The organism is Flavobacterium foetidum (genome assembly GCF_004634245.1).
GTDB lineage: Bacteria > Bacteroidota > Bacteroidia > Flavobacteriales > Flavobacteriaceae > Flavobacterium > Flavobacterium foetidum.
Genome location: NZ_SJTF01000002.1, coordinates 209,550 through 229,465, shown reverse-complemented (window position 1 = coordinate 229,465; position 19,916 = coordinate 209,550). Strand labels below are relative to the sequence as shown.

General features: G+C 41.6%; 11 protein-coding genes. 4 read left to right on the top strand and 7 right to left on the bottom strand.

Annotated features, from left to right (window positions below):
- Positions 1-43 precede the first annotated feature (43 nt).
- Genes E0W73_RS03315 through E0W73_RS03305 form a run of 3 tightly spaced genes read left to right on the top strand, consistent with a single transcriptional unit; the run spans position 44 to position 12,363 of the window.
- Positions 44-9,421, top strand: a complete 9,378-nt coding sequence (locus E0W73_RS03315) for an Ig-like domain-containing protein (protein WP_135220674.1) — start codon at positions 44-46, stop codon at positions 9,419-9,421.
- 60 nt (positions 9,422-9,481) lie between these two features.
- Positions 9,482-10,393 (top strand): PorP/SprF family type IX secretion system membrane protein, encoded by a 912-nt coding sequence (locus tag E0W73_RS03310; RefSeq protein ID WP_135220673.1) that lies wholly within the window; start codon positions 9,482-9,484, stop codon positions 10,391-10,393.
- A 2-nt stretch (positions 10,394-10,395) separates the two neighbouring features.
- Positions 10,396-12,363: an OmpA family protein gene (locus tag E0W73_RS03305; RefSeq protein ID WP_135220672.1), complete on the top strand. Its 1,968-nt coding sequence runs from the start codon at positions 10,396-10,398 to the stop codon at positions 12,361-12,363.
- Positions 12,364-12,441: 78 nt separating this feature from the next.
- On the opposite strand, the gene E0W73_RS03300 is transcribed toward E0W73_RS03305, so the two are convergent.
- Together E0W73_RS03300 and E0W73_RS03295 are read right to left on the bottom strand one after the other, a co-directional pair.
- Positions 12,442-13,443 carry a type I glyceraldehyde-3-phosphate dehydrogenase gene (locus E0W73_RS03300; protein ID WP_135220671.1) on the bottom strand — a complete coding sequence of 334 codons (1,002 nt, stop codon included), beginning with the start codon at positions 13,441-13,443 and terminating at the stop codon, positions 12,442-12,444.
- A 129-nt stretch (positions 13,444-13,572) separates the two neighbouring features.
- The gene (locus tag E0W73_RS03295) at positions 13,573-14,511 is read right to left on the bottom strand and encodes a ring-cleaving dioxygenase (protein WP_135220670.1); all 939 of its coding nucleotides are present in this window, start codon (positions 14,509-14,511) and stop codon (positions 13,573-13,575) included.
- Between the two features lie 310 nt (positions 14,512-14,821).
- Here E0W73_RS03295 and E0W73_RS03290 point away from each other — a divergent pair, with 310 nt between their 5' ends.
- Positions 14,822-16,408, top strand: coding sequence for a sigma-54 interaction domain-containing protein (locus E0W73_RS03290; RefSeq protein ID WP_135220669.1), 1,587 nt, complete (start codon positions 14,822-14,824; stop codon positions 16,406-16,408).
- Position 16,409: 1 nt separating this feature from the next.
- Here E0W73_RS03290 and E0W73_RS03285 read toward each other — a convergent pair whose 3' ends face one another.
- From E0W73_RS03285 to E0W73_RS03265, 5 genes are all read right to left on the bottom strand, one after another.
- Positions 16,410-17,024: a TMEM175 family protein gene (locus E0W73_RS03285; RefSeq protein WP_135220668.1), complete on the bottom strand. Its 615-nt coding sequence runs from the start codon at positions 17,022-17,024 to the stop codon at positions 16,410-16,412.
- Between the two features lie 2 nt (positions 17,025-17,026).
- The gene (locus E0W73_RS03280) at positions 17,027-17,377 is read right to left on the bottom strand and encodes a cupin domain-containing protein (RefSeq protein WP_135220667.1); all 351 of its coding nucleotides are present in this window, start codon (positions 17,375-17,377) and stop codon (positions 17,027-17,029) included.
- Positions 17,374-17,997 (bottom strand): alpha/beta hydrolase, encoded by a 624-nt coding sequence (locus tag E0W73_RS03275; RefSeq protein WP_135220666.1) that lies wholly within the window; start codon positions 17,995-17,997, stop codon positions 17,374-17,376. Before E0W73_RS03275 ends, E0W73_RS03280 begins: the two co-directional genes overlap by 4 nt.
- A 188-nt stretch (positions 17,998-18,185) precedes the next feature.
- Positions 18,186-18,476, bottom strand: coding sequence for a GNAT family N-acetyltransferase (locus tag E0W73_RS03270; protein ID WP_135220665.1), 291 nt, complete (start codon positions 18,474-18,476; stop codon positions 18,186-18,188).
- Positions 18,477-18,549: 73 nt separating this feature from the next.
- Complete coding sequence (locus E0W73_RS03265) at positions 18,550-19,908, bottom strand: sigma-54-dependent transcriptional regulator (RefSeq protein ID WP_135220664.1); 1,359 nt, start codon at positions 19,906-19,908, stop codon at positions 18,550-18,552.
- Between the last annotated feature and the right edge of the window lie 8 nt (positions 19,909-19,916).

Below are 19,916 nucleotides of genomic sequence, written 5' to 3'. Positions count from 1 at the left end.
AGGCTTTGTTATGCTTATTCGGAATTTTAAATTGTTTTAATATATGGTGAACTTTACTTATCTAAAAATTTTAACATTTAACAAAGAACGGACACTAAAACAGTTTTTAGTCGGTTTTTTGTTTTTGTGCAGCCTTAGTGGTTTTTCACAGACAAGTATTTCAGGAATAGTAAACAGCTATTTTTCGGTTACAGGTATCAATCAGCCAAGTTGTGACCCTTGTGTGGCAAGCTGTATTCATACCATTACGGTGAGTAATGCGACTGGACTTGTAGCAGGAGATAAAGCTCTGATTATTCAGATGAAAGGAGCAACAATCGAAACTACTAATACAGCTACTGCTGGTAGGGTGACGGCAATAAATAACACAGGTAACTACGAATTTTTTGAAATAAAAAGTATTGTAGGAAATGTGGTGACTCCTATGTTCCCTTTAATAAAAAATTACAATACCAGTACCGGTATGGTTCAAGTTGTAAGGGTTCCGAGGTATACGGGTGATGTAACTATCGCTGGCAGATTAACAGCAAAAGAATGGACCACTGCAGAAAGGAATGGTGGTGTTTTGGCTATAGAAACAAATGGAAAATTAATATTTAATGCAGATATTGATGTAGCAGGACAAGGTTATGAAGGAATCAGGATGAGTCAAAACGGTCCAGATAACAACTGTAATTCTAATCCAACAACACAATATGTTTTAAGCAGTACAGCCACTTCTTCGTATACGAAAGGAGATGGTATTGTAATTGATGATAGTAATACTAACCGCGGTCGTGCCCCAAGAGCAAATGGTGGTGGATCAGGTATTGCAGGAGATTCAGGCGGAGGTGGTGGATCTAACTATGGTGCCGGAGGCGAAGGTGGAAGACGCTGGTGTAACACTGCGGATAGTGCTGGAGGTTTAGGAGGTGTTTCCTTATCTTCGTTTTTTGCACAAGATAAAGTATTTCTTGGAGGAGCCGGAGGTTCGGGATATGTTACGACAAACAATCCTTCGTCAGCCGCTGACGGAGGTGGTATTGTAATTATTTTTGCCAGTGAGATTGTCGGAAACGGACATTCTATTATTGCAGATGGTTTTTCTCCACAACCGGTAAATGTTTCTGGTGATCCAGACGGAGGAGGAGGAGGAGGTGCCGGCGGAACGGTAGTCTTGAAAAGCCCTCTTTTTACTGGAAATTTAACTGTTTCTGCCAAAGGAGGTGACGGTCAGGATTTAAATACTACTGTATTGCATGGTCCCGGCGGTGGAGGCGGTGGTGGAGCTTTGTTGTATTCACTTGCCGTATTACCCCCAAATGTAACGCTTATTTCTAGTGGAGGTGAAGGAGGACAGCACACAGGAGGAAATCGTAACGGATCTCAGAACGGTTCTGCTGGTGGAAGCGTTTCGTTATATGTTCCAGTAGAAAATCCTAATTATGTCGGAATTGATGACGAAGACGGACTTTCGATAGAATGTGATTTAGACGATGATAATGACGGAATTTTCGATACTGTAGAACGAGCTGCAGGTTTGCCAGATCCTTTTGCGTATCAGCCAGGCGCGACAAAACCAAACTTCCTTAACTCGAATGCACCTGGTTTTATCGATAGTAACAAAGATACTGTTGACGACAGATATGATAATGATTTAGATGGAATGATTGATCAGCTGGATTTAGATTCTGATAATGACGGTTGTCCAGATTCGGTTGAAGCATACGGAAATACGGGGGTCGACCCAGATAATAATGGGTTTTATGGTACGGGATTGCCACCTGCAACAAATGCGAATGGTACAGTTGTGGGGGCTTCTTATGCTACTCCTGTTAATACTACAGGAACTTCTAAACCAAATTATTTAGTTGCGAATATTGTAACTATTATCACCAATCCGGCCAATAGAAGCGCAAATGTAGGCGGAAATGCTACATTTAGCACATTGGTGTCTGGTGCTAATCTTGTTTATACTTGGAAACAAAGTACTAATGCAGGTGCGACATGGACAACTGTTACCAATGGTGGTACTAGTCCAGTGTTTTCGAATGCAACTACGAACTCGTTGACTTTGACAAATATTCCACATTCATTCAATGGCTATATGTACAGATTAGATGTAACAAGTACTTCAAATGTTTGTGCGCAGCCTAATTCGAATACAGCTGTTTTGAATATTGTTAACAGAGCTCCAGTAGCCACAGGTAATAGCTACAGTGTAAATGAAGGAGGAACTTTGACGACTACGGCTGCTTCGGGAGTTCTAGCAAATGATACCGATGCAGATGGTGATGCGTTGACAGCTATTTTAGTTTCTAATCCGACTAACGGAACATTGACATTAAATTCAAACGGTTCATTCACTTACATCCACGATGGAAGCGAAACTCTTTCAGACAGTTTCACTTATAAGGCTAATGATGGATATGATGATAGCTCGACAGTAACGGTTAACATCACAATTAATCCTATAAACGATGCTCCGGTTGCCCTTAACGACAGCAATTACACGGTTGCCGAAGGCGGAACGCTTACGGCCACTGCAGCGAACAGCATACTGCTGAACGATACGGATGCCGAGGGAGACGCCCTTACGGCGGTACTGGTTTCGGGCCCATCGCACGGAACACTGACGCTTAACGCGAACGGAACCTTCACCTACGTTCATGACGGAAGCGAGACGACAAGCGACAGCTTCACCTACAGAGCCAACGACGGCTCTCTGAACAGCAACATCGCAACGGTATCGATTACGGTCACTCCTGTAAACGATGCTCCTGTTGCCCTTAACGACAGCAATTACACGGTTGCCGAAGGCGGAACGCTTACGGCCACTGCAGCGAACAGCATACTGCTGAACGATACGGATGCCGAGGGAGACGCCCTTACGGCGGTACTGGTTTCGGGCCCATCGCACGGAACACTGACGCTTAACGCGAACGGAACCTTCACCTACGTTCATGACGGAAGCGAGACGACAAGCGACAGCTTCACCTACAGAGCCAACGACGGCTCGCTGAACAGCAACATCGCAACGGTATCGATTACGGTCACTCCAGTAAACGACGCACCGGTTGCCCTAAACGACAGCAATTACACGGTTGCCGAGGGCGGAACTCTTACGGCCACTGCAGCGAACAGCATACTGCTGAACGATACGGATGCCGAGGGAGACGCCCTTACGGCGGTACTGGTTTCGGGCCCATCGCACGGAACGCTTACGCTTAACGCTAACGGAACCTTCATATACGTTCATGACGGAAGCGAGACGACAAGCGACAGCTTCACCTACAGAGCCAATGACGGCTCTCTGAGCAGCAACATCGCAACGGTGTCGATTGCGGTGACTCCAGTAAACGACGCACCGGTTGCCCTAAACGACAGCAATTACACGGTTGCCGAGGGCGGAACTCTTACGGCCACTGCAGCGAACAGCATACTGCTGAACGATACGGATGCCGAGGGAGACGCCCTTACGGCGGTACTGGTTTCGGGCCCATCGCACGGAACATTGACATTGAATGCAGACGGCTCTTTCACCTACGTGCATGACGGAAGCGAAACTCTTTCAGACAGTTTCACTTATAAAGCTAATGACGGAACAGTTGACGGAAACACTGCAACTGTTACAATTACGGTCACTCCAGTAAACGACGCACCGGTTGCCCTAAACGACAGCAATTACACGGTTGCCGAAGGCGGAACGCTTACGGCCACTGCAGCGAACAGCATACTGCTGAACGATACGGATGCTGAGGGAGACGCCCTTACGGCGGTACTGGTTTCAGGCCCATCGCACGGAACACTGACGCTTAATGCTAACGGAACCTTCATATACGTTCATGACGGAAGCGAGACGACAAGCGACAGCTTCACCTACAGAGCCAATGACGGCTCTCTGAGCAGCAACATCGCAACGGTATCGATTACGGTTACTCCAGTAAACGACGCACCGGTTGCATTTAACGACAGCAATTACACGGTTGCCGAAGGCGGAACGCTTAACATTTCTGCTCCGGGAGTTTTAGGAAACGACACGGATGCCGAGGGAGACACGCTTACTGCCATCGTGGTAACGAATCCTTCGCACGGAACATTGACGTTGAATGCAGACGGCTCTTTCACCTACGTTCATGACGGAAGCGAGACGACAAGCGACAGCTTCACCTACAGAGCCAATGACGGCTCTCTGAACAGCAACATCGCAACGGTATCGATTACGGTCACTCCAGTAAACGATGCTCCTGTTGCCCTAAACGACAGCAATTACACGGTTGCCGAAGGCGGAACGCTGAACATTTCTGCTCCGGGAGTTTTAGGAAATGATACGGATGCCGAGGGAGACACGCTTACTGCCATCGTGGTAACGAATCCTTCGCACGGAACATTGACATTGAATGCAGACGGCTCTTTCACCTACGTGCATGACGGAAGCGAAACTCTTTCAGACAGTTTCACTTATAAAGCTAATGACGGAACAGTTGACGGAAACACTGCAACTGTTACAATTACGGTCACTCCAGTAAACGACGCACCGGTTGCCCTAAACGACAGCAATTACACGGTTGCCGAAGGCGGAACGCTTACGGCCACTGCAGCGAACAGCATACTGCTGAACGATACGGATGCTGAGGGAGACGCCCTTACGGCGGTACTGGTTTCAGGCCCATCGCACGGAACGCTTACGCTTAATGCTAACGGAACCTTCACATACGTTCATGACGGAAGCGAGACGACAAGCGACAGCTTCACCTACAGAGCTAACGACGGCTCTCTGAACAGCAACATCGCAACGGTGTCGATTGCGGTTACTCCAGTAAACGATGCTCCTGTTGCCCTAAACGACAGCAATTACACGGTTGCCGAAGGCGGAACGCTTACGGCCACCGCAGCGAACAGCATACTGCTGAACGATACGGATGCCGAGGGAGACGCCCTTACGGCGGTACTGGTTTCGGGCCCATCGCACGGAACGCTTACGCTTAACGCTAACGGAACCTTCATATACGTTCATGACGGAAGCGAGACGACAAGCGACAGCTTCACCTACAGAGCCAATGACGGCTCTCTGAGCAGCAACATCGCAACGGTATCGATTACGGTGACTCCAGTAAACGATGCTCCGGTTGCGCTTAACGACAGCAATTACACGGTTGCAGAAGGCGGAACGCTGAACATTTCTGCTCCGGGAGTTTTAGGAAACGACACGGATGCCGAGGGAGACGCGCTTACTGCCATCGTGGTAACGAACCCTTCGCACGGAACATTGACGTTGAACGCAGACGGCTCGTTCACCTACGTGCATGACGGAAGCGAAACTCTTTCAGACAGTTTCACTTATAAAGCTAATGACGGAACAGTTGACGGAAACACTGCAACTGTTACAATTACGGTCACTCCAGTAAACGATGCACCGGTTGCCCTTAACGACAACAATTACACGGTTGCCGAAGGCGGAACGCTTAACATTTCTGCTCCGGGAGTTTTAGGAAACGACACGGATGCGGAGGGAGACACGCTTACTGCCATCGTGGTAACGAATCCTACGCACGGAACATTGACGTTGAACGCAGACGGCTCTTTCACCTACGTTCATGACGGAAGCGAAACTCTTTCAGACAGTTTCACTTATAAAGCTAATGACGGAACAGTTGACGGAAACACTGCAACTGTTACAATTACGGTCACTCCAGTAAACGACGCACCGGTTGCCCTTAACGACAGCAATTATACGGTTGCAGAAGGCGGAACACTGAACATTTCTGCTCCGGGAGTTTTAGGAAACGACACGGATGCCGAGGGAGACGCGCTTACTGCCATCGTGGTAACGAACCCTTCGCACGGAACATTGACGTTGAACGCAGACGGCTCGTTCACCTACGTGCATGACGGAAGCGAAACTCTTTCAGACAGTTTCACTTATAAAGCTAATGACGGAACAGTTGACGGAAACACTGCAACTGTTACAATTACGGTCACTCCAGTAAACGACGCTCCGGTTGCCCTTAACGACAGCAATTACACGGTTGCCGAAGGCGGAACGCTGAACATTTCTGCTCCGGGAGTTTTAGGAAACGACACGGATGCCGAGGGAGACGCGCTTACTGCCATTGTGGTAACGAATCCTTCGCACGGAACATTGACGTTGAACGCAGACGGGTCTTTCGCCTACGTACATGACGGAAGCGAAACTCTTTCAGACAGTTTCACTTATAAAGCTAATGACGGGACAGTTGACGGAAACACTGCAACTGTTACAATTACGGTTACTCCAGTAAACGATGCTCCGGTTGCCCTTAACGACAGCAATTATACGGTTGCCGAAGGTGGAACGCTTACGGCCACTGCAACCAACAGCATACTGCTGAACGATACGGATGCCGAGGGAGACGCCCTTACGGCGGTACTGGTTTCGGGCCCATCGCACGGAACACTTACGCTTAATGCTAACGGAACCTTCACATACGTTCATGACGGAAGCGAGACGACAAGCGACAGCTTCACCTACAGAGCCAATGACAGCTCTCTGAGCAGCAACATCGCAACGGTGTCGATTACGGTGACTCCGGTAAACGACGCACCTGTTGTCCTAAACGACAGCAATTACACGGTTGCCGAAGGCGGAACGCTTAACATTTCTGCTCCAGGAGTTTTAGGAAACGACATGGATGCCGAGGGAGACGCGCTTACTGCCATCGTGGTAACGAACCCTACGCACGGAACATTGACGTTGAATGCAGACGGCTCTTTCACCTACGTGCATGACGGAAGCGAAACTCTTTCAGACAGTTTCACTTATAAAGCTAATGACGGGACAGTTGACGGAAACACTGCAACTGTTACAATTACGGTTACTCCGGTAAACGATGCTCCGGTTGCCCTAAACGACAGCAATTACACGGTTGCCGAAGGCGGAACACTGAACATTTCTGCTCCGGGAGTTTTAGGAAACGACACGGATGCCGAGGGAGACGCGCTTACTGCCATCGTGGTAACGAACCCTTCGCACGGAACATTGACGTTGAACGCAGACGGCTCGTTCACCTACGTGCATGACGGAAGCGAAACTCTTTCAGACAGTTTCACTTATAAAGCCAATGACGGCTCGCTGAACAGCAACATCGCAACTGTGTCGATTACGGTTACTCCAGTAAACGACGCACCAGTTGCAAACAACGATACCAATACAGTGATCCCATCAACAGCTGGCGCAACTGCAATTAATGCTCTTTCTGGAACAGATGTAGACGGAACTATTGTGAGCTATACTGTTAGGACTTTACCATTACATGGGGTTTTGGCTCTAAATGGAACAGTTATAACATCGAATCAGTTATTGACACCAACAGAAGCGGCTAATCTTACTTATCAACCAAGCGGTTCATTTAATGGTAATGATTCGTTCACTTTTATTGTGACAGATGATTTAGGAGCTGATTCGGCACCAGCAGTAATTACTATTCCTGTCGGAAACAATGCTCCAGTAGCAAATAACGATACTAATTCAAATATGCCTTCAAATGCTGGGGCAACTGCTATTAAAGCTTTAACTGCATCAGACACCGACGGTACAATTGCAAATTACATTATTGTGACTTTGCCTACTCACGGAACACTAGCTATTGCTGGTACACCGCTTACAGTAAATCAGATATTGACACCGCTGGAAGCTGGAATGCTGACGTACACTCCAAGTGGCGCATTTTCAGGAAATGACTCATTTACTTTTACAGCAACAGATAATAATGGAGCTGTAGACGCAACACCTGCCGTGATTACAATTCCGGTTGATAAAAGAGTACTTGTTGCCGTGGCGGATCCTGTAGGTTCAGTTGTTGGAATCAACGAAGTAGTTAAAATAGTAAATGTTTTAGACAACGATACTTTAGACAATAGTCCATTATTAATCTCAGATATCAATCTAAATGTATTAACTCCTGATCCGAATAATGTACTGACATTAGGTCCAGACGGAACCGTTGAATTGATTCCAAATGCTCCACCGGGAACTTATACGTTAACATACGAAATCTGCGAAAAAGCGAATACAGCCAACTGTACATCGGCAACGGTAACCGTTACTGTAGTTGCTCCTTCAATGACTGTAACAGCAGAAAGTTACTGCTCAAACAATGCAGCATTTGTGAGATATGCAGTCACAGCTGATAATTTTACACCAAAAGATTTGGTAACTATTAATTGGATTGATAGCGCAAATCATATTGTGGCAACACAAACCAATATGCCTTTGGCAGGAAATGTATTGTGGCCTGGGACAGTGCTTAATGCAAATAACATTCCGACCGACTGGCCAGGATGGGTATTGGTAAACGGACAATGGTTGGAAGGTAATGACGGATTCGAATTGACAAGACCTGCGGTAACAATGCAGTTTGTATTAAATCCAACACAATCGGTAACGGTGAATTATCCTGCTGCTTCATCTGGATGTAATGCTAAGCCTCAATTCGGAATTGAAGCAGGAAATGACGACGACACTGCAATTGCAGACGGTATCAATGGTTCATTAGAAATAATAAATGTATTAGATAATGATAAATTAAACGGTGTACCTGTCAGACCTGAAGATGTTATCCTTACAGGAAACAATTTCCCAACAGGAATAACTTTAAACGAAGACGGTACAATTGATGTTGCGCCTGGAACTCAGGGAGGAAGCCATACGTTGACTTACCAGATTTGCGAAAAAGCAAACAATAATAACTGCAGCACGGCGACCATCCATATTTTTGTTGAAGTGCCTTCTATTTCATTGATTATGGAAGCAGCATTGAATGATGAAAACGGAAATGGAAATATTGAGGCTGGGGAAACGGTAACCTACACTTTTACTATCGCAAATACTGGAAATGTAGCGTTGCAAGACATCATAATCTCTAATCTTTTACCAGGAGTTATCTTGAGCGGAAGTTCGATTAATTTGGCTGTAGGCCAAAGCGACAGTACAACGTTTACTGCAACTTATACATTAACTCAGGCCGATATTAATGCGGGTGTATTAAGCAATCAGGCGACAGTTTCGGGAATTTCTCAAAGCGGCATCATCGTTCTGGATAAATCTGATTTCGAAAATGCAGGTGGAGATAATCCAACTGTGATCGAATTAAACGGCTGTAACATCAAAGTCTTTAATGCGGTTTCTATGAATGGCGACAATAAAAACGAAAGATTTTACATCAGAGGTATTGAGTGTTATCCAGAAAATACGGTTCAGATTTTTAACCGTTGGGGAGTTTTGGTTTTCGAGAGAGATCATTACAACAACAATGATGTAGTCTTTAAAGGTTTCTCAGAAGGAAGAACAACCGTAAAAGAATCAAACGGATTGCCAGAGGGAACATATTATTACGTTTTAAGATACAAAGACAACCAGTCTAAGCCTAGACAGCAAGCCGGTTACTTATATCTTACTAAATAATATTTCCTTATTAATACAATGGCTTAGCCAAGGTTAAGCCATTATTTTAAAAATATATAAATGAAAAAAATAGCTTTAGTTTTATTGTTTTGTTCTGCTGTAGGTTTTGGTCAGCAGGATGCGCAGTTTACACAATATATGCACAATACCATTAACATAAATCCTGCCTATGCTGGGTCAAGAGGAGTGATGAGCGTTTTTGGATTGTACCGTACACAATGGGTTGGACTCGATGGTGCACCGAAAACGGGTACATTATCGGTAAACACGCCATTAAACAACAGTAATTTAGGATTGGGTGTTTCGTTGGTAAATGATCGAATAGGTCCTACAACTGAGAATAATATTGCTGTAGATTTATCATACTCTATTCAGACATCGGCAGAGGCTAAATTGTCTTTTGGTATCAAAGGATCGGGAAACATTTTTAATCTTGATCCTAATAAACTCACGCCAGAACATCAAGGAGATCCTCAGTTTGCCGATTTTAAGAATAAATTTACGCCAAACATAGGAGCAGGGGTTTACTACCATTCAGACAAAGGGTATGTAGGTTTGTCTGTGCCGAACTTTATAGAAACAAGACGTTATGACGATAACGAAACTGCCATTTTTAAAGAACTTATCAATTACTATTTAATTGCTGGTTATGTGTTTAATCTGGATCGTTATGAGATGGTCCAGTTTAAACCTGCAGTTTTGGCCAAAATGGTACACGGTTCTCCGCTTCAGGTAGATGTTTCTGCAAATTTTATGTTTAACGAAAAATTCGTTGCGGGGGTATCGTACAGATGGAGTGCGGCTTTGAGCGCCATGGCAGGTTTTCAGGTTAACAAAAGCATGTACATTGGTTATGCGTACGATCGTGAAACAACTAAGCTGAACAATTACAATTCGGGCTCTCACGAGATATTCCTGCGTTTTGAGTTTATGAATAAGTACAGCCGAATAACATCACCAAGATTCTTCTAATTATGAAACTGAAAAAAATACTAGCTGTCATTTTTCTTTCTTTATTCTTTTTGAACGGGAATGCGCAGAAAGCTCTTCTAAGCAAAGCAGAAAAAGAATATAATGATTACGCCTTCGCGGATGCTATTTCTATGTACGAAAAAGCTGCTGCCAGCGGATATCAGGACGAAAAGATGTTTCAGCGCTTAGGAAATGCTTATTATTTTAATGCCGACCTGGCAAAAGCTGCTGGATGGTACGAAAAACTTTTTGCCTTAAATGCAAAACAGGAGCCCGAATATTTCTACCGCTATGCGCAATCGCTTAAAACGAAGGGAGATTACGCTAGGGCGGATAAGATGCTGAACGAATTCAATAAAATAACCAACACTGACAGTCGCGGCATTTTATTCGAAAACAATAAAAATTACCTTGAACAGATTAAACTGAATTCAGGCCGTTTTGAAATTTCTCCTGCCAATATCAATTCGGAGCATTCTGATTTTGGAAGTGCTTTTTTAAATAATAGTCTAGTTTTCAGCTCCGCGAGACCTATTGGAAAAAAGGAAGGCAAAACTTTTAAATGGACTAACAAATCGTTTACCAATTTATATGTTGCCACAATTAAAGCCGACGGAAATCTTAACAAAGCGGTTCTTTTGAATGATGAAATTAATTCAAAATTTAACGAGTCGACTCCAGTTTTTACCAAGGACGGAAAAACAATGTATTTTACCAGAAACAATTATCTGGATGGAAAACGTGGAAAAGATGATAAGAATATCACTTTGCTGAAATTATACAAAGCCGATTTTGTAGACGGAAAATGGACGAATATAAAAGAACTTCCTTTTAACAGTGATAAATACAGTACGGCACATCCAGCTTTGAGTTTAGACGAAAAGAAATTGTATTTTGCTTCTGATATGCCGGGAACTTTAGGTCAGTCAGATTTGTTCAGTGTGACGATTAATACTGATGGAACTTTCGGAAAACCTGAAAATTTAGGAAAAGGCATCAATACGGAAGGAAGAGAAACTTTCCCATTTATTTCGGGCGATAACGAATTGTACTTTGCAACCGACGGTCGTCCTGGACTTGGTGGATTGGATATTTTTGTTTCGAAAATTCTTGAAAACGGAACTTTTGACCGTGTTCAGAATATTGGTGAACCAATAAACACCAGTTTTGATGATTTTGCTTTTATAATTGACAGCAATACCCGAAAAGGATATTATTCTTCAAACAAAAAAGGCGGTATCGGAAATGACGATATTTACAAATTTACCGAAACCAAAAAAATGGTCTGCGAAAGAACTTTGACCGGAACCATCTCAGACAATAAAGCAAATGAACCTATAGAAGGAGCAAAAGTCAAATTGCTTGACGATAAGAATCAGGTTATAGGAGAAATCACAACAGCTGCAGACGGAACGTATTCTTTTACGGTAAACTGCAGTAAAAATTATCTTATTAGAGTAGAAAGAAAGCAATATCCCGTAAAAGAAAATCCAATTGCAATTGCATACGGACTAGACAATAAATTGGATTTTGTATTAGAAAAAGAAAAAGTTGCCGCAATTGCATTGCCACTTCCAGTAGTCAAGAAAATCAAAATTGGAACAGACTTAGGAAAAACGCTAAATATTTCGATGATTTATTTTGATCTAGGAAAAGCAGATATAACAGAATCTGCGGCGGTTGAACTTGAAAAAATCTTTGCCGTAATGCAGGAATATCCAAACATGAAAATTGATATCCGTTCGCATACCGACAGCCGTTCATCAGCAAAATCAAATATGGTTTTATCTGATAAAAGAGCCAAATCAATCATGGCTTGGCTTATACAGAAAGGCATCGATGCCAATCGTCTGAAAGGAAAAGGATATGGTGAAAGCAAACTTCTTAATAAATGTAAAGACGGAGTAAAATGTTCTGAAGAACAGCATCTGGTAAACAGAAGAAGTGAGTTTTTAATCACCTCAATGTAAAAAAGAAATAGTTTTAAGTAAAAAAAGCCGTAAGAATATTTTTCTGCGGCTTTTTTGATATTTATATTTTGTCTGAAATTAAATTTTTTCAGCGATGTATTTTGCAACTTCTGCCAATCTGTTGGCAAAACCCCATTCGTTGTCGTACCATGCGGCAACAGAAAGAAGATTTCCTTGTTTTGCGGTAAGCGGCAAATCGATGATTGAAGAATGCGGATCGGCAACAATTCTTGCAGAACTCCATTGTTCTTCCAAAACGTCTAAAACACCTTTTAGTTCGCCTTCTTTTGCTGCTTTCCTAAAAGCGTCATTTACTTCTTCAACAGAACAATCTTTTGTTGTAACTAGATTTAACTCGGCGATACTTCCCGTTTTGGTCGGAACACGATAGGCTTTTCCGGTAATTTTAAGATCGTTCCATATAAATTGCAGCGCTTTTGCAGCTCCCGACGAGGACGGAATTATATTTTCTGCCGCAGCCCAAGAATCACGTCTGTCCTTCATTGGCTGATCGGTTAACGATTGTGTGTTGGTGTAGGAGTGAACCGTAGAAAAAAGTCCGTATTCTATACCGAAATTTTCTTTGATGACTTTTACAACTGCTGCCAGCGCATTTGTTGTGCAACTCCCCATACTGATTATTCTATGGTTTGCGGCATCAAATTCATCTAGATTGATTCCCTTTAGAAGCACAGCATCACAATCAGCCAAAGATTTACTTGGCGCGCTTACCAAGACATATTTGGCGCCATTGTCTATATGTTTTTGTGCATTTTCTCTTGTAGTGGCGCGTCCCGTGCAATCTACAACCAAATCGATACCGAGAGATTTCCAATCGGGAATTTCCTTGCTTGAATTTTTGTACGGAATCTGTCTGTCTCCAATTATAAAATTTTCACCAGAAGTTTTTACTTCTTCATGCCATCTGCCGTAATTGCTGTCAACGCTGAATAATGCTCCCAACAATTCTACATCCTGAATATCTGCGATAACTTCAGGAACTAAAAGATTGTTTTTTAAGGTCACTCGAAGAAACTGTCTTCCAATTCGACCAAATCCGTATAATGCTATTTTTGCCATGATATAATGTGTTTATAATTTATTGTCTGGAGATTTAACCGCAAAATCCGCAAAGATTGGCTTAAATACAGCAACACTTTATATATTGCTATCTTAAGTTTTTTCTTTGCGGTTCTTGCGTTTAAAAAATTAATTGATTTTAACCAAGTGCGCTTCAATAGCGGCTCTGTCTGATTCGTATTGTGCCGGAAGTTTTAAGTTTTGTCCTAATTCTTCCAAACTTTCATCTACGGTAAATCCAGGATTGTCTGTTGCGATTTCGAATAAAACACCTCCCGGTTCTCTGAAATAAAGAGAGTGGAAATAATTTCTGTCAATCTGTGGCGTAATAGACAAACCAAATGCTTCGACTTTTTCACGGAAGTGCATTAAGATTTCGTCATTTTTTACTCTAAAAGCAACATGGTGAACAGTTCCGTTTGCATTTAAGCCACGTTTTTCATCTGCTAGTTCTACTAAGTCAACTATAGCGGCATTTTCTACGGCATCGGTGGCATAGCGGTAACGGTTTATATCTTGATCGATTAGTTTGTAACCGAATATTTCTGTCAAGACTGCAGCGGTCGGTTTTATGTTGTTTAAGGTTAAAGTAATGTTATGAAAACCTCTAGTCGCAACAGCAGCTGTTACTTCGTCGGTTTCCCAAGGTTTTCTGTTGTCTTCTGTTTTAGATTCGATTAATTCTAACTTCAAACCATCAGGATCAAGGAAAGTCAGGTATTTTTCTCCGAATTTCTCTGCTGGTTTATTATAGATGACATTGTATTGCTCAAAACGTTTCTGCCAGAAATCTAAACTTCCTTTTGGTACAGAATAACCAATTTCTGTTGCCATTCCAGAGCCTTTTCTACCTTGTTGGATTCCTTCTCCCCAAGGGAAAAAAGTTAAGATAGTTCCAGCGCTTCCTATTTCGTCGCCAAAGTAAAAATGATAGGTTCCAGGGTCGTCAAAATTTACCGTTTTTTTGATGAAACGTAAGCCTAGTATTTTAGTATAAAATTCAAAGTTGCGTTTAGCGTCGCCTGCAATTGCAGTAATATGGTGTAAGCCTAAAATTTTATTTTCCATGGTTTTATAGTATTAATTTGTTATTGATTTTTCTTTTACAAATTTACTTCCGTTGCGGCTCTGAATCGATTAACCTAGATTAAGAAATAAAAATGAACATTTTTTCTGTCGTTCATTTAGTAACCAAATAACATTCCTTTTGTTGTAATGTATTGTAAATTAGTAATTTAAAATTGAATTACAGCCTTTTGGAATACGATATTTCGTAATTTTATGAATTATGTGTGTTTTATTTCGAAAATCAATGGTTGTAAAATAGGGCGATTTCTTAAATTTACCTTTTACCCATTAATACCACACCCAAGACATTATGGAAAAGCCGCAAGATCAGACCGCAGTTATTATGAACAGGCTGCAGGAAAGAGAAAAAGAACAAATGCTGACGTTGGCAATCTGTAAGGCACTTTCTGAAGCTTCGACGAAAAATGAATTCCATACTCTTGCAAGTCATTTGCTTAAAGATTATTTTTCTTTTGAAGATTTTATTCTGGCATCATCAAACGAAGGAGAAACCGAATATCAAATTTTATATCAGTTTACCAATCCAGAAATTCAAACACAATCTTACATTCTAAAAGATGGCTTTTTTGATTTGTGTCTCGAATCGGCAGATATTGTTGTTTTTGATTTAAAAGATTTTGAAAGTACTGGCGCACTTCCTAATTATCTTCATTCAGTAAAAAATAAAAATTTTAAAAACGGAATCGGAATTTGTCTTCCTGCTATAAAAGGCAATCGGAATGTGCTTTTTCTTTTCTTTAAAAATGCAACAGTTTTTACAAGAGAAACCAGCAGAATGCTTAGAAGTATTGCGCAACAGCTTTCTATTACGGTGAGAAACATCAAAATGGCTTCGGCGTATGAAAAAGCTCTTGCTGAACTTGAAATTTTGAAAAAGAATTTGGGCGAAAGAAAACTGGAAATTAAAACCGAAACTGAAAATTTTCATGGTCTTGTCGGAAACAGCGCCGTCATGAAAAAGGTGTACGAATTGATAGCGCAAGTGGCGCCTTCTGAATCTACTGTTTTGATTTTTGGAGAAACAGGAACCGGAAAAGAGCTTATTGCAAATGCAATTCATAATTTGTCATTGGTTTCAAACGAAAAAATCATAAAAGTGAATTGCGCTTCGATTCCCGAACATTTGATTGAAAGCGAATTGTTCGGTCATGAAAAAGGCGCATTTACTGGTGCGACAGATTTAAGAATTGGCAAGTTTGAGCAGGCGCATAACGGAACTATTTTTCTGGACGAAATAGGAGAATTGCCGTTGGAACTTCAAGGCAAGTTGCTTCGTGTACTGCAGGAAAAAGAAATAGAAAGAATCGGGGGAAGGAAAACAATCAAAATAAATGTACGTGTAATAGCCGCAACCAACAGATTATTGGAAAAAGAAGTGGCAAAGGGGCATTTTAGAAGCGATTTGTTTTATCGGCTGAATGTTTTTCCGATAGCGCTCCCAGCGTTGCGCGATCGAGTTGAAGATATTGAGGATTTGGCAGATTTCTTTCTGGCGAGACATTCTCACAAAATAGGCAAAAAGATAAAAGGTTTTTCTAGAAAAGTATTGAAAAGCATGATTTCAAATCCGTGGCCAGGAAATGTTCGTGAATTGGAAAATATGGTAGAACGGAGTATTTTATATGCTAAGGAGGAAATCATAAAAGAAATGCCATTTCCGGAAATTTTTATTGCCACATCGCCAGAGACGGCAGACGAATTTTATACCAAAAAGTTGCAGGAAGTAGAGAAGGAGCATATCCTGAAAGTGGTTAAAAAATGCGGCGGAAGAATTTCGGGGCCTCAAGGTGCAGCCGTTTTATTAGGTCTTCCGGGAACGACTTTAATTTCGAAAATGCAGAAACTCGGAATCAAAAAAGAACATTTCTTAAGCTGACTTATTCCTGCATTTTTATTTTTCCTGACGAAAATGCCCAGAAAACCAATAAAAGCATATTGATTGCCAAAGCAATTGCAGGAAACCGAAACGAAAGCCCAAAAGCAATCAAATAGGTTGGAAATCCGTACAGGTAATTATTTCTGATTTTTTGGATGGCGACAGCAGTAATTCCGGGACGCAAAAGTTTTTTGTCTTGAGCGGCGACAAACCATAAAAGATTGTATGCAAAATTGATCAATACAAACATTCCGGTGTAAATCGCAACGGCGATACCAGATGCTTCTCCATCAAAAAAACGTGCCAGAAGCGCCGTTGGATACGAAACCGCCGTGACTAGAAAAAGAATAAATCCGTTGGAAAACATGATGGCAGTATTGCGGCTGTAGATTTGTTTGAAAATCTTGTGATGATTGACCCACATGATAAAAATGCTGAAAAACGAAAGGCTGAAAGCGAGATAAGTTGTCCATTCTTCTGTTAAAAAACGAAGCAATTCTGTTCCGTTTTTTATTGCAGACGTTTCCGGAGCATGAAGATCCAAGACTAAAAGCGTAATGGCAATAGCAAAGACACCGTCGCTGAAGCCTTCTATTCTGGAGGTTTCTTTTTCCATTTTTATAATTTTATAAATATCGATTTTCTGAGTTTTGGCTCAATATTTTTGGTTTTATGCCCTTTGCCGGTTGTATCTTCCACTAATAAAATAGAACCGGTATTAAAGGTTCTTTTTTCGCCAAGCGAAGTTTCGATTTCAACGCCGCCTTCCAGCAAAACTATGTACTGACGGTCTGGCGCATTATGAAAATCGTAATCATACGACGGACTCACTTCTCTAAATACGATTGATTGTACAGGTTCGTCATCAGATAAAAATCCGATGTCGCCATTGTTTTTCAATGGAACTTCAAAATCTTCAAAATGGCTTTCACCATCAAGGTCGCTGTAAATTCGGGTTATTGTAATCATTGCTTTTTAGAAAAAATAAGCTGGTTTGCCAAATCAATTTCGTTCTGGCTAATAGTGTGTCCCATATTGTCATAGATTTTTTTGGTAACGTTTGCTCCCATTTTTTCAAGAAGTACCGCTGTTTGGTCGACTCTTTCCACAGGAACATGAAAATCGGGATCACTGGTTCCGATAAAAATTGGTGTACCTTCAAAGTTTCCGCGGTAATGCTCTTCGTAAACCTTATCGCCTATAAGTCCGCCTGTAAAAGCAACCACGCCGCCATACCTAGCAGCATTTCTAGCTGTAAATTCCAAAGCAAGACAGGCTCCTTGCGAAAATCCTAAGAAATAAATATTTTCTTTTTCGATTCCGTTTTGCTGTACGGCAACTAAAACCTGCGAAAGTGCATGAAGCGAATTTGAGAATGAAGGTTCATTTTCGGCAATAGGAACCAAAAAAGAATACGGATACCAAGTTCTGTTGTCGGCCTGAGGCGCGACCAAAGCAAAATCTGCCACATCCAGATATTTTGCAATAGAAAGAATGTCATGAGCTTCTGCTCCTCTTCCGTGAATCATTATTAAAGCTTTTTTTGCTTCATTTAAGTTTATTCCTGCTGTAAGTGTGTCTAAATTCATAATGCTCTTATTTAAGTTAACCCGTGGAGTGAAATTATTTTTCAATTCTATTAAATCAGCTTTAATCTGTTTGAATCTGCGTGAAAAATTTATAAGTAAGATTTCACGCAGATTTTAGCAGATCAAATTAGATTTTAATTATTGAATGTATCTATTTTATTCTATTTCACCCAACGGCTTTATTTAAGTTATTTTTTCCAGATGTCTTTGTATTCTTCAGGATGTTTTGTGAATTGAGCGTGTACGTACGGGCAAAGCGCCTTAACCATCATTTTATTGGTGCGTACATACGAAACCATTTCTTCGAGAAGTTTTTTTGCGTAACCTTTTCCTTCGGCTTCTGGCTCAACTCCTGTGTGGTAGACAGTCAATACATCTTCTTTTAGGCTAACTGTCATTTCGCCCAATTTTTTTTCATCGACATAAAGATTAAAATTGCCGTGTTTTTTTTCGTCTAATTCTAATTTTATTGTTTCCATAATTTTTTGTTTTATATGTTGGTTTATAACCACAAAATTCGCTAAGATTGGAGTCAAGTCAGCTTAATGTAGATTAATAATATCCCTGCTTGATTCCTAGTTTCTTCATTTTAGAATACAAGGTTTGTGGTTGCATTTGCAGCAGTTCTGCGGCACCGCCGGGACCCGAAACTTTGCCACCGCAATTTTGAAGAGCGGTCATAATGTGTTCTTTTTCCATTTCTTCCATTGTTTTCATTTTGCCGTTGTTTTGCTGCAAATGAATTAGTGTATTTGAAGGAAGATCGAACTTTTCGATTTCGCTTGTTTTCGCTAACAATACATTACGTTCTATAAGGTGTTCGAGTTCACGTATGTTTCCGGGCCAGTCATAATTCATTAATTGTGCTAGAGCGGATGGGTTGATGTGTGAAACATTTTTTCTCGATTTTGCTGCATATTTTTTCACGAAATACGCAGCCAAAGCTTCAATATCTTCTTTGCGTTCCTTTAACGGCGGAAGCTCAATCGGGAAAACATTTAATCTATAATATAAGTCGAGCCTGAAACGACCTTCTGCGACTTCTTTTTCCAGCGATCTATTAGTTGCAGCGATTACACGTACATTAATCTTAATCGTTGAACTGCCGCCCAGTCTCTGGATTTCTTTTTCCTGAAGCACACGCAATAATTTTACCTGCGAATCTAGAGGCAGCTCTCCAATTTCATCCAAAAAGATGGTTCCGTTGTGGGCTTGCTCAAATTTACCGATTCTTTGTGAGTTGGCTCCTGTAAAAGATCCTTTTTCGTGTCCAAACAACTCAGATTCAACCAATGACTGAGGAAGGGCCGCACAATTAACAACCACAATAGCATTTGATTTATGTGCCGAAAGATCGTGTAGGGCATGGGCGACTCTTTCTTTTCCCGTACCGCTTTCGCCAAGAATCAAAACTGAAGTTTCTGCTGGTGCCACTATTCTTATTTTTTCTATAACTTCATTTAAAAGCGGACTGTTTCCAATTATTCCTTCTATTGCTGTGTTTTCTACAGTTTGCGGAATTTCTGTAAATGCACCTCGTTCCTCATTGTATCTGTATTTGGCAATATCCAGCATTACCAAAAGATCTCGCTCTCTAAAAGGTTTTACCATAAATCCGTACGGATGTGTTTCTTTGACCGCTTCGAGCGTAGATTGGTTGGTATTGGCAGAAATGTACAAAAACGGCAGTTGCATTTCTCGTAGTTCCCATGCCAGATCTATCCCCGTAAGATTGTCTTTAAGCATAATATCCAATAATACCCAGTCTGGTCTTTTAGCTTCTATGAGTTTGCGCGCCTGAACTACAGAAGAGGCAATGCCCGTAATCTGGTAACCCGCTTTCATGAGCATAATTTTTAAATCATTTGCTACAATAAATTCGTCTTCTACAATTAGAATTTTTTCTTTCATTGCCTAAA